The following is a 12,690-nucleotide window of genomic DNA, read 5'->3' as shown; positions in this document are numbered from 1 at the left end:
GTACATACGCACACAAAGGTATGCACATCAAACAATAGCAACATGATGCACTGTTTAATACGTTACATCAATTAGTAACTATTAAATTATTTGTCACACTGAGAGGTTAAGCGGTTAACTGTCAACAAAATACCCACTAATACAGATGGATAATATTTATAAGAAGAGCCTTTGCACCGGACGTAAAAGAACAGCGTTTAGGTTAATATTTTATAGAACCTTAATATGAATTCCTTCAGTTCTCTAACTAACAATACCTTCCTGAGTTCATACCCCAACTTACAACTTATGCCAACATCTCACACCTTAGCTTCCTTAGCTCAAGTCTTAGCTTTCTTCTCATCCTAGCTCTCGAGATAATCTGATAAGCCAACGTCACGGGTAAGAGAGCCAGAGAAACGGTTAAACCAATTATCGCCACCAATATATCTCCAATCTTTCCTACCTCACGTATTTCCCTCAAGACATGCAAACTTGGTAGAAAAAAATTGTCAAAGTCGTACTTATACGTGGAACTTAAGCAGCGCTCTTTGAACTCAATCTCTTCTTGAGGCGTACGACGATAGCTAATACAGATTCTATCAATATAAGAGTGGTTTCTATCATCAGAGTCCCTGTCCTGCATATCATGCCATCCTTTCCAGTTAGTTTTTCGAGTCCCCAGTTAATTACCAGTCTATGTGATAAACAACTTGATTATCGTGATCAGCTATCTTCTTTCTCTCCTTCAGCGTTTGTTCAATCAATTGAACTTGTAGTTCATCCTTTTGAATTGTCATTTCATCACGTTTTAGCTTCGACATCGTAGCGTTTAGTGACTCAATACGTGCAATTGTTCTCTCTTCTGCATCCACCAGCTTCGTTAGCACTTCTGAAAGTTGAATTTTAGATTCGACACTAGTGCACTGATGCCACTGCGCTTGAAGTTCTGAACGGGTTTTCAGTACTGAAGCCAACCTTGAACGACACACCAAGAGTTCATCGTCAAGACTTTGCACTTCTATTGCTACTTCGACATCATCGCAGTCGAGTAGTGCTGAATACGCACCGTGTCTACGCGCTACTTGATTGCCTTTCGAAAAGGACGTGTCATTCGCCTTGTTTGGTTGGCTGACCTTCACATTTTGCCGTTTCGTTTTGGAACGATGTTGAATGGCCTCTTTTACGTCTCTAACGCTTATATGCTTTCTTGCATTTGAGTAATCGACACCTTGCTCAATACACCATTGCTTTAGGCTCACCTGTGAACTTTGATAATCATTCTTGAACTGCTCTTTAAGCTCCTTCCAATCCATCAGATCTCCTAGGTATGGTTAATATATTAAGGTGTCTTGATTTAGGACAAGTAGCCCTTTGACTCTGTTTACATAAAGCATTGATTTATAGCGATCTAGCATTTCTTCCGTGTCACAATTTAAGACTTTAAGAGCGATCTCTTGTCTTTAATTAGGACCCTAAACAGCTTTTACTAGTCTCAAATCAGGACGCTGGTTTTGTTTTCTCGGCTTTAAAACAGATATCTTTTCACTATCCAGTACCATGCTCCTGTACTTTGCAATACCTTCATCTAAGGAATACTGAAAAGGACGGTCACTGCGTTCATCAGAAGGTTGCCAATTGATACCGTATAACGAGGCATGTTTTTTGCCATTCGCAATCCCACCCTGAATGGTCTTAGTAATAATCCCTGCATCAATTAACGCCTCAATAGCTTTTTGGTTAGAACCTGGACTCTTAAAGCTTCGAGCTTTCAAGTCTTCACGCGTCATGCTCAAATAACCGTTATTGCGAGCATTGTACTGAGCTGCCAACTCAAGTAATAAAGCTTTACTTAGGGGACTAAGTTCGGTGTATGCTTTCGATTGAACCAAGGGATAAGGAACACCAACAAACCTGCCAGAATTTTTTTTGAGCTTCTTCTTACTCATGTATAATATACCTCGTGGCTGGTGGTGTACGGTCGCCAAACTAGAACACCACCAGCTGTAAGCTAATTCAACTGGCGTTGGGTTAGCTTCCTCTAACACCTTTACCCAATAACTCAATATACTCATGAGCATCCGCACCACTTAAGGTGTTCAAGTGCCGCTTTGCTAAGCGCTTTAAACTCTGTGTCTTAGCATTGGCTTTTACCATTCTTTTTTGTTTTCCTCTCTCAGTTTGATACAAATGAATATCTTCAGGCTCCATATACCAATAAGCCTCCCCTGCGACTCGTGCTAATACTATTGGAACGTGCTTATGATTTCGGATTGTGTTTAACACTCGACTAGAGTCATCACCAGTTATGTCGACTAGCTGTCTTTTGGTATACTTTTTACCCGTAAGAAAACCATCAATAACCCTTTGAATTGCATTGCCCTGTTTGTTACTCATATAATCATCCCCTATCGCGTCTGAGTTACAATGTTAGACTCGATGAATGCATCTAAGTCTGACTTCCTATAAAAGACCTTGCGCCCTACTTTGACAAAGGGGAGCTGGTATCGACCTGTCGAAGCCCAAACAGCGAGGGTTCCCTCAGATAAACCTAGGTACTCAGCTGCTTGTTTCCTGTTGAACTTATTGTTCATCTTTTACCTTTACTGTTAATTAATTCTCCTTCACCTTAATTAGTTCGACGAAATCTGGGTACGCAACAAGTACTTGTGGTGGTTATAGACAGAAGCTCCAGTAAACTTAAATGCAATATCAACCAACTATGTCTAATAAATTTCTCTTACTTTAATTCGATAACAGCCCAGCATCACAATATGCAAAATATGCACTTGATTTAATAAATACTTTCAAGGGAGCATACGCAATTCGGTAAACATAAAGGAATATTCATGCGCATCTTGGTTAAACTGTTGGAACAGAAGTTAGAACTAGCAAAGGATGACTCTGACTTCACTTTTTTTTTCAATCTTCTAGTTTTAGGAGAAGCACTAATCAAACTTCATGTTCTGGTGTGCGCGACAAATGTAGTGCACAGCTCAGATAGACACCAATACAGGATCCTTTATAACTTGGTTAGAGCAAACGGAATTGGAGAATGGAGTAAAGCACTAGACGATCTATTAGTCGGTACAGCCTCGCAGTACATTGCTACAGAGTTTAGAAGCTATCAATCTGAAATTACCAAGAAATATAGGGACCAAGAATGGCAAAAAACTGCGGTTGAAGATCTCTGGAAAGCCATGAGTTGTATCGGTATAAATACGCCCCCTTTACCAAATAAAGTAGACCTAAAGTCGTGGTTCAAACTTTTCACTGAGCTTAGAAATAAGACTAGAGGGCATGGTGCAATCACCGGTAACGAAAAAACTACCGAAGCGGCTGCATACCTTGATAGAAGTCTCAAGAGTATTATTTATAATTCCGAATTATTAAGGATACCCTCAGCCGTCATCAAAAGAAATTTAAGTGGAAAATACCGTGTAACATTACTTGGGCAAGGCTCTGAATCCTTTGAGTCTCTTAAAACAAATAAAGATAAAGCTCTTCGTGATGGCGTCTATATTGACCTAAATGGACTCAAAAAAGTCCCTCTTATTTCTTGCAATATTGATGCATCAGACTTTTTTATTGCTAATGGTGGCTTTAGCTCTAATAACTACGAGATGCTTTCCTACTACAGCGACAATACGAATTTAACTGATTCATCCGAATACTTAGCTCCAACAGGAGTGCTACCTCCTAGTGAATCCGATGGGTTGGGTGAATTGATTCCAAAAGGTAACTGTTTTACAAATTTACCAGCTCTTAATTACAGTTATATTGAAAGGACAGAGCTTGAGAATGAACTATTTAGTTTATTAAAAGATGACAGAAGAACGATTGTCACTTTACTAGGAAGAGGAGGTATTGGAAAAACGTCTTTAGCACTCAAAGTAGTGCCAAGGCTATATAAGGAGCACAATTTTGAAGCAGTTATTTGGTTCAGTTCACGAGATATCGATCTAAAGGAAACAGGAGCAAAGCTTGTATCAGCGTCTGTGTTGAGTACAAAAGATATATCTAAGTATTATTGTGAACTAGTCCTTTCTAAAGAGCAGTATCAAAACAAAAATTTAGATTACATTTCTTACTTCCAAAGCCAGCTAACTAAAAGTGATATCGGTCCCACACTATTTATATTTGACAATTTTGAAACAACTGATAGCCCTATAGAGGTATTTAAATGGGTTGACACATACATTAGGTATCCAAATAAAGTATTAATTACTACTCGATTAAGAGAATTTATTGGAGATTTCCCCCTAAACGTTCACGGTATGAATAAGGATGAAAGCTATAAGTTAATCGAGCTTACAGCTCAAGGACTAGGTGTAGAAAGCCATATAACTGAAAGTTTGAAAGAACAAATATTTTCTGTTTCAAGTGGCCATCCATACATAATTAAAATAATGATGGGTGAGTTATCAAAAAGGAGTATGAAGGGAGCCTTACCAAAGATCGTAGCTGGTAAAGACGATATCCTTACAGCTTTGTTTGAAAGAACATACTCCGCACTTACACCCTCAACTCAAAGAATATTTTTAACTCTCGCCTCATGGAACTCCGCTGTCCCTAGAATAGCTCTCGAAGCAACAATAATGAATTCGTTTGATAATAGCCATGAGATTGAAGAAGCAATTGATACTCTTATTCAATACTCTTTAGTCGAGGAACACCAGTCTAAGATAGATCAACAGTACTTTATTATTTTACCTTACGCAGCATACGCATTTGGGCAAAAGAAACTAAAGGTAAGTCCAATTAGAAATTTAATATCCCCTGATGTTAAATTTATTCAACGGTTTGGAGTAGAAAAACTAGAAAACGAAAATTTTTGTTTTGATACTCACCTAATTTCTTTTTTTGGAAGCTTAACTAATCACGAAAATGACTTCAAAGAATTTAAAGAGATAATCGAGTGTATTTCTTACTCTTATAATCCTTCATGGATATTAGCAGCTGAGTGGCTTGAAGAGTCTAATGATAGAAAACTATTTGAAGATGCTAAGAGGTTTTTGACATTGTACCTTGAGCGTGAGTACAGTGCCAAAAGTGAAGAAAAGCTTCGAGTATGGAACTCACTTGCTAGACTATCTAATAAGCTCAACAATCCCTTCGATGAAATACATGCATACGCGGAGGCATCACAAATTGATGAAATAAACTTTAACGAGCTCTCCACAATGGTTAATAAGGTAAATCATCTATTAACAAAACCTGATTTAGATATCGATAAACCAGAGGTTAAGAAAGAACTTCTTAGCGAGCTATATAACAAAGTTTTTGACAGCCTATCGAAAGCCAACGCTACAGACTGCTCAAGAATCGCTTGGTTAGCCCTTCACCTTGATAAAAAGACAGATGCAAAAGCAATTGTAACTACAGGGCTCGCAATCGATCCTTCCAACATTTATTTGCTAAAGCTTGAAAACAAACTAAACAGCAGCCACCGGACACCACAAGTTCCAATAGCTTAACTGGTCACGAATAAAACTGCAAAACCAGACAGTTTGCAGTTTTTCTTGGCACTGGGTAACAGCAACCTAGTGCCATTGCCGTTTAATTTAGATTATTTGTAACTAGACGGGTAATTTTTACGAGTGTTGCCCTGAGCAAAATGAATTTCAGTGAAAAGGTCGCATACATTCGTAGTTTTATAGCGAAAGCTAACAACCACTTAGTTCCACTTCTCTTTATTTGCGATCCCCTCTATATTTCGAAAGCCAGTTTTCGACTGTTCGCCTAGGAAGCTCATCAAAACCATTCACACCGCTTCCAAACCGAAAATTAGGTTCCACCACCTTAACGGCAACTTCTATATCTACTCGTAAATCTTCAACTGTCCCTTCCTGGCTATCAACGTACGTCTGTAACTTTGGCTCAATAATCGAGTCCCAGAACTTGTCATACTTCCCCCTTTTTCCGCCAGAGCTTTGCTTAGCAGCGGTAACTCGCCTTGGAACATCAAACTTGCATACGTATTGATGTCTTTTCAACAAATCGATGGATTTATGTATTTTTTCGCTGAGATATGTAGCTGTCGTCGTACGTCCTGTTACGACAGCTTTTGCATGCTGTCTTTCGAGATCAAGGAGGTACACAAATGAGTTTTTTAGCTCACCCATTTTTGGCAAATCGGCTCTCATCAAATAAAGCATCATCGGGACAAGATCAGAGCCATCATCAAGTTCAACCATAAAGTCTCTAGACTTAAGCTCAAGACCGTAATACTCCATCAGATCTAATATCGTCTGGTAGCGTTCGTTGAAGTATCGTGATTCACGATGAGAGCCTGATTTTAAAATCTGGCTATGATAGCGAAATGAAGCAATGGTTGGTTCTGAGGTGATTGCCACGATGGGCTTAACGAGCGTAACGTCGTTTATGCAAATATTCTTATTGGCGGTCATACAAAAGATAGTTCAGTTAATGCAGATTAAAGCTTGCCAGATCTATTCAACTTGTCTTTTAGGATCAACCGTTACTGTGATGAAGTTAAAACACTATTCCAAAAACGTCTTCTCCCAGCGGCACCACCACGGCACCACAGAAACGACAAAGCCCAGACAACTCATTGAATTATCTGGGCTTTTTGGAATAAATGGCACGCCCTGTAGGATTCGAACGTATATATTAGGTTATATATAAATAGAAAATAAAGAAATACATATAAACCCTAATAAAACAAGTCATTAACGCAAAAAACAAAATAAATCACCATTGCACCACTGGTGCAATGATGGCTACATTACTTTACTTACAACTGTTGCTTAGACTAGAAGAGGAGTTCAGCTTATCTTTAGTTACACAAAGAATAAAAAACCACTTTAATGCATATCCTCGCTTTGAACGCTAAGTCAACCGATAACGCAGATAGGATAATAAAATCGACGATCCTGCGCTCCCCGTTTTATGTTGGCGTATCTAACCAAATATCTGAAACGTCATTACAGTACAGTGATAACTACTAAGTTGACCTCTTGACCTTGCAGCTCTAAACAGTTTATATTTTCCGTGCGTTTAACATTGTACGCGCAGAGCGCATTGCAAAACAATATTGCTACTCAACACAAAGTGCTACGCAATTTTCTAATTTCAATAACTTCTGAGCGCTCCAGATTAGACTTTGATTAAGGGAACTTACGTATGCGCGCACACCAAATACCACACTTTCACGTTCTTAAATCTATACCGGCAGATATTCAACGACTAGCAAGACTTGAGCAAACTCTGTCCCATGGTTATATGCATGCTCGAAACTCTATACTCGGAAGGCTCGGTTGGGAATCTAGCCATGAGTTTGATAAATGGTGCAAGAAACAGAAACGATCTTTTCACAACATTCAAAACAATAGCGAAAGACTGCGTTGCATTGTGCGTGAGAAACCGCAGTTTACCGACAGCGTCTATATTTTTGAATTACCTTTGGAAATCGTAACGAATTTAAACGAATTTTCATATCTTATTGATCGTACGCCTTATACAAACTTAGTCTCAGCAAGATCCATCGGCGAATTAGCCGACATTTTAGATGACAAAGAGATAGAAGATCATGAACCTAGTAATCAAGTTTCTCTTGATATAGCCCCGAGTTATTCCAGCCTAAGTGCGATCGGCAGCATTTGGGTTAAAGATGTCAATTGCTACGCTGAGAAGCTCGAGCATAGAAAGCCTTCTGGTACTTGTAGCGCTGGTTGGGCGTTTGAATACGCAGACGCCACTAATCAAGAACTGTATTTAATTACTACTCCTGAAGAATTTCATAAATGGGCTACGGTCTGGGGAGGCTTGGCCATTATCCCTAACGGAGTTACGAAAAAGTTAGATAAAAACGATCAAGTTGTAAGTTCAATCTTTGCTGACTTTCTAACTAGACGTAGGATGCGCTAATTTGAATATTTCTATGAGTTAAGACGCTGACATATCCGCCTCTTTAACAAACGTCTGCAAAAAGTGAGTTGTATGGACTACAAAATAAACGTTTAACAAGTTGCTTGACCACAATACCATTACTCACTTGTGAGCAATTTCTGATAATCCTCAGCTGCTTATAGCTATTTCTAAAAGTCATATATATCTAATACTTAAGGGTCTAACACAATGAAACTTACTGACGAGCAAATTGAAATACTCTTGCATTTAGTAAAAAGTGAAATGAACAATTTTTGTGGTGATCGCGGGTACGCAGAGTTGGCACAAATCAAAGTAACGCTCGAGCAACATTTAGCTCAGCGAGGCTTGAATAGTAAGTGAGCCTCTTAGTTTTGGATGAAGGTTCGAGCGCTACATACGTCGCTTTTGTATAACGCTCTCCCTGTACATAGGACTAATTATCGTCGTCGATGATGATGTGTCCCTCACGAACCATTGAACAAAACCTCGCATAGTCGTGCGAGTAGACGAACCGGCGATGTGGTACTGTTGAACCCGCCATAAAAGTTTCGAATGCAGCAAAAGTCGGCGATGGAAGTGAGCTTGGATCGACAACTTTAAACACTACGTTCTCCAATTCAAATTCTTCAAGAGTAGGGAGCTGCTTATCGTATTCATTTGTCATCGTTTTTCCTCGTCAATAAATGTCTGTCTCAGTGGCTCATCACACATGGACCACCTATATTTTACGCTTATCGTAACACATAAAAATCAACATCAAACTAGTTGCAATCTACTAGTAGACGAGAACCACAATGACCTTTCTCCTTTAGTTTGTAACAATGAATTGGCATCCATTCACAGAAAGAGGATGAAGCTTTAGTTGGCTGGGTTAAATGCACTGTTAAATATCAGAGTTAGGGCGATAATGTCTTGTCTGATAGGGAAGAAGTAGGCGTATAAGCACATTCAGATCACTATTGAGTCCCCACTTTTGTGCAGACTTGGAAATGTCATCCCTACTATTTGGGGGAATGATTAAGTCCTTTTCCAATCGTTTGATGATATCGTCTATCTCACCATAGCGATCGTCGTTAACACAATTGAATCTAATCAGCCGCTCCAGCAAGTAGCAAGTCACCTGCGCTTCATATCCAGAAACAGCATCCACGTTGGGAGTAAACCCTTCATGCCAAACTGCGAGAGCTAAGCGTTTTAGATCCTCAAAATCAGCATGCATCGGCTCACGGGAAATCAATCGTTCAAAAGAAGCTTGTGGTGACGACATTATCAGCTTTCCTCAGGTTAAGAACCTTGTACTTATGTGTTATTCCTTGCAGAACTGTAGCAGATAATTGTAACAGATCTTCATTCTCATCTATTGATTGAAGGACAGTAACGTTATCTGAAAAAAGAAGCTTTCCATTCTCTGTTATCTGATCGGTACCTTCATCACGTCAATATGAACATACTTCGTCGAATTCATTGCTTTTACTGCGCCATATTAGAAATTAGAGAAATTGGCTTTGATTACTTTTTAACAACCCTACCAGTCGTGTTATCCATCCTATACAGAGAGATCGTCCCATCGAGAATGTATTTGATCACCTCTAACACTGTATTCAATGGAACATGAAACCACTCTTTCGGGTTGTATGTCTGTCCTGTATGACCTTTTAGAGTGATGTTCAATCTTCGATGCCCTAAGAAGCCGTGAATTAGCGTCTCTAGCTTGTGCGCATCAATGTTGTAGCACTCCGTTGTCATAACTACTCGGACAGGTGCTTCTAAGAACGTCCTATCCTTTTCTGCATACTTGATGCGCTCTTCTACCGTACCATCAGTAAATCCAACCTTGTATAGATTTGATTTATATTCCGCTAAAGCTGCGTCTGTGCTCTTTGTTGCCAACACATAAACGAGTCCAGTTGGAACGGGGGTATCGTCAGGAATAAGAGGAGCGCCTTCTCTTATAACCTTAGAGCCTTGCTCATCACGAACTAAGCCATGTGTCAGTGACTGAAATAACATATTCATTTCAGTTCCGTTGGCAAATATCAGGTGCAGTCGAGCATTGTAAGAACTGTAGCCCTCTAAACGTTCTCCAGCTGAATGCACGTACCCCATTACCCCATTAAGGATAAATGCGTCCCCTACATTAATTTTTAGCTCATGACGGAATCGTTCTGGCGATGCAAAGCCAGACTTCAACTCTTGTTGCACAAGGTCAAATATTGGAGAGTAGCGATGGAAGTCTGCACAAGGCTGACGTTTTGCGATCTCGTCGGGTTGCTCTTTCCTTTCTACTGGCACATGACGCATTGTGAAAAGATCTGGAGCATCAAACTCTAATAAGTCGTCATCGTCATCGAAGATATCATCAAGCGACGTGACTAGCTCAGCTTTATCTAATTCAGGTTCGGCAGGCTTGGGTTGTACGCTGATAAGATCATCAGATATATCAATCTGAGCCACTAGATCGTTCTGTAACAAGTTATAGGGGTCATATTCAGCTAATGCCTCACATTGTCCAGGGTTAGCTTTAAATGCCTTTAAACGGCGAGCTAGACGCTTCTCATCAAATGTTTGAGCATCACTGCTTGGTAGATGGCCGTTCTGTTCGTAAAAATCTGAAATTTCTTCAAACTGGGTAGCTAATATATTCCCAGCTGGAGCTTTAACCTTCAGAGGGGCAACATCGAGCAGCCCCAAGTCATCCTCTTCTGAAAATATATCATCTAAGTCGATCTTTTCGACCGTTTTAGAAGCTCGTAATCGGATCATTCAATTACCCCTGCTTTGCCATTCGTTGTTGCTTCATTTTACGAATGTATGCAAGCACTTCAGCATAGCGCTGCTCGATAGGGTCGGAAGAGTTCAGTGAAGGCTCACGTTGGTGTTCGACTCTGAATGCCTTGATTCGAGGCCAAAGCATCACAGCTTCTTCCTCAGAGACATTAGCTTGGCCCGCTCTTACAGTTTGTTGGATGGTCTTAAGTACATCGGCATCCACTGATTTGGATAGGATCTCATAGGCTCCATGAAACGGGTTCACTGAATCAATTAGATCAATATTCAAGTTTTCAATGTTCACGAACTTATCACCCATCTTAATGAACTGATTATTCGGTCCCGAATCACCGCCCTCTGAAGAGTCTTTACCTTTACCATAAGAGCTGTCGTCTTCCTCAATCACTGCATCATCAGGAAGATCTTTACCGTCGATTAAGCCACCTTGCTGCCCGATATAAAGGCTCTGTAAAACCCCCGTTCTGACTTGTTCTATCTCATGATCTTCAAGGTCTGGGTATAAGGTTTGAATGACTGATGGAAGCTCAATTTCATTGATAACTTCAGCAGGTGTCGTTTCTGCAATTGCCCCCTTGATCACAGACTCTTTAGCAACAAGAGCCGATAGGATTTCTCCCTTATCGCCATTAAGAATGTCGAGCACCTTTTGTGAAACAGGTGTGGTGGTGTCATCAACAATAACAGTATTCGCAGGCAGATCTTTTCCGTCCCATTGGGAGCGAGGTTTGAACTGGATGCTTGGAGCTAGTATTTGCTCCATTAATAGCGATGTTGTGATAGCTTTAAGCATATTGTTTACGGAAACCTTAACGTCATCATCCTGTGCGTCAGGCTGAGCAATAAGGTTAGTAAACTGAGCATGACTTTTCCCTTCGCTATCACGAGTCGCTCGACCAATGATCTGAACAATTTCCGTCATAGAGCTACGGTAACCGATAGTCAGGACATGTTCACAATAAGGCCAATCAAAACCTTCTTTTGCCATGCCTAACGCGATAATAACGTCCATCTGTTCAGCAGACTCAATATCACGCAAGTAAGCCTGAACCTTAGGGCGCATATCACTATCATCAACTAAGTTAGCAACCAGTAATGTTCTGCCAGAATGCGTACATTTCACCTGATAAATTCCAGTATCAGGATCTTGCATGATGACATCACCTAGTACCTCAAGAATAGAGTCCACTTCTGTGTATTTATCTTTGGTTGACTCACCAGAGTTCACATTGGGGATATGAACAATTGTCTTCTTAGCTGGATCTAATACCGAAGGCAAGGCGTTGATATAAGTGCCTTGATAGAAATGATACCCAATACCTAAGGTCTTTAAGTGCTTGTAACCATTAAGCTGTTCGTAATAGGTGTAAGTGACCTTGGTAAATAAAGCTTCGTCTTCAGGGAGCAAGATAGGAACAGTGTCACCTCTGAAGTAAGAGCCAGTCATAGCGAGGACATGAGCTGATGATTGCTTCATTAAATCATCAATTAATCCGCCTAAACGACTGTTTTCATCTGCTGAAACGTGGTGGAACTCATCGATAGCAACAAGGCAGTTATCAAAATCACTGGCAGATAGCTTACCGAAGACACTTCTAAGTGTTGAATGAGTACAAACTAATGTTTGATCATCACTTTCCATAAAGCGCTTAAAAGCATTCGCTTTACCACTTTCGCTACCACTGATGCATAAGTTGTTTTCTGGCTTAACAGTCCAATTAGCAAAGAAGCCAAACTTCATCAGGTCAGTGTCTTTGAAAGACCCACCTATGGACATCTCAGGTACAGCAACAATAACTTTACGGACGCCTTGATTAATGAGCTTATCCAACCCTAAAAACATCAGTGCCCTTGACTTACCTGACGCTGGCGGAGCTTTGATCAGCAAGTATTGACTAGCACGCTCAGCGAATGCACGAGCCTGCATCTCTCGCATGCCCATATCATTGTGAGAGGCACTTTGACCCGTTTGGTTATAGCTAACCTGTAAAATATTATTTTTCATTATTCAAACCTTTGCCAACTTGATTT

General features: G+C 40.2%; 11 protein-coding genes. 2 read left to right on the top strand and 9 right to left on the bottom strand.

The features are described from left to right. Window positions 1-668: 668 nt before the first annotated feature. From RH46_RS18195 to RH46_RS18180, 4 genes are all read right to left on the bottom strand, one after another. Window positions 669-1,295 (bottom strand): hypothetical protein, encoded by a 627-nt coding sequence (locus tag RH46_RS18195; RefSeq protein WP_006880989.1) that lies wholly within the window; start codon window positions 1,293-1,295, stop codon window positions 669-671. A 159-nt stretch (window positions 1,296-1,454) separates the two neighbouring features. Further along, the gene (locus RH46_RS18190; protein WP_006880988.1) at window positions 1,455-1,928 is read right to left on the bottom strand and encodes a helix-turn-helix domain-containing protein; all 474 of its coding nucleotides are present in this window, start codon (window positions 1,926-1,928) and stop codon (window positions 1,455-1,457) included. Window positions 1,929-2,010: 82 nt separating this feature from the next. After that, a complete protein-coding gene (locus tag RH46_RS18185) occupies window positions 2,011-2,376 on the bottom strand; it encodes a hypothetical protein (protein WP_006880987.1) in 366 nt (121 codons plus the stop codon). 11 nt (window positions 2,377-2,387) lie between these two features. Continuing rightward, window positions 2,388-2,573, bottom strand: coding sequence for a helix-turn-helix domain-containing protein (locus RH46_RS18180; RefSeq protein ID WP_006880986.1), 186 nt, complete (start codon window positions 2,571-2,573; stop codon window positions 2,388-2,390). A gap of 255 nt (window positions 2,574-2,828) precedes the next feature. Between RH46_RS18180 and RH46_RS18175 the strand changes: the two genes are divergently transcribed. Then, the gene (locus tag RH46_RS18175) at window positions 2,829-5,456 is read left to right on the top strand and encodes an NB-ARC domain-containing protein (RefSeq protein ID WP_006880985.1); all 2,628 of its coding nucleotides are present in this window, start codon (window positions 2,829-2,831) and stop codon (window positions 5,454-5,456) included. A gap of 216 nt (window positions 5,457-5,672) precedes the next feature. Here the strand turns inward: RH46_RS18175 and RH46_RS18170 are convergent, their stop codons facing one another. Continuing rightward, window positions 5,673-6,389: a hypothetical protein gene (locus RH46_RS18170; RefSeq protein WP_006880984.1), complete on the bottom strand. Its 717-nt coding sequence runs from the start codon at window positions 6,387-6,389 to the stop codon at window positions 5,673-5,675. Between the two features lie 736 nt (window positions 6,390-7,125). On the opposite strand from RH46_RS18170, the gene RH46_RS18165 reads away from it, so the two are divergent. After that, window positions 7,126-7,869, top strand: coding sequence for a hypothetical protein (locus tag RH46_RS18165; protein ID WP_006880983.1), 744 nt, complete (start codon window positions 7,126-7,128; stop codon window positions 7,867-7,869). Window positions 7,870-8,305: 436 nt separating this feature from the next. Here the strand turns inward: RH46_RS18165 and RH46_RS18160 are convergent, their stop codons facing one another. The 4 genes from RH46_RS18160 to RH46_RS18145 all read right to left on the bottom strand — a co-directional run bounded on the left by RH46_RS18160 (window position 8,306) and on the right by RH46_RS18145 (window position 12,664). Next, window positions 8,306-8,536 carry a hypothetical protein gene (locus tag RH46_RS18160; RefSeq protein ID WP_006880981.1) on the bottom strand — a complete coding sequence of 77 codons (231 nt, stop codon included), beginning with the start codon at window positions 8,534-8,536 and terminating at the stop codon, window positions 8,306-8,308. 219 nt (window positions 8,537-8,755) lie between these two features. Beyond that, window positions 8,756-9,139, bottom strand: coding sequence for a hypothetical protein (locus tag RH46_RS18155; RefSeq protein ID WP_006880980.1), 384 nt, complete (start codon window positions 9,137-9,139; stop codon window positions 8,756-8,758). 242 nt (window positions 9,140-9,381) lie between these two features. Next, window positions 9,382-10,635: a GIY-YIG nuclease family protein gene (locus RH46_RS18150; protein WP_006880979.1), complete on the bottom strand. Its 1,254-nt coding sequence runs from the start codon at window positions 10,633-10,635 to the stop codon at window positions 9,382-9,384. 4 nt (window positions 10,636-10,639) lie between these two features. Further along, on the bottom strand, window positions 10,640-12,664 hold the full coding sequence (locus RH46_RS18145; protein ID WP_006880978.1) for a DEAD/DEAH box helicase: 2,025 nt from the start codon (window positions 12,662-12,664) through the stop codon (window positions 10,640-10,642). Window positions 12,665-12,690 lie beyond the last annotated feature (26 nt).

This window comes from Vibrio brasiliensis LMG 20546, from assembly GCF_000189255.1.
Classification (GTDB): domain Bacteria; phylum Pseudomonadota; class Gammaproteobacteria; order Enterobacterales; family Vibrionaceae; genus Vibrio; species Vibrio brasiliensis.
The sequence above is the reverse complement of the archived record's forward strand: the minus strand, read 5'-3'. Positions and strand labels throughout refer to the sequence as shown.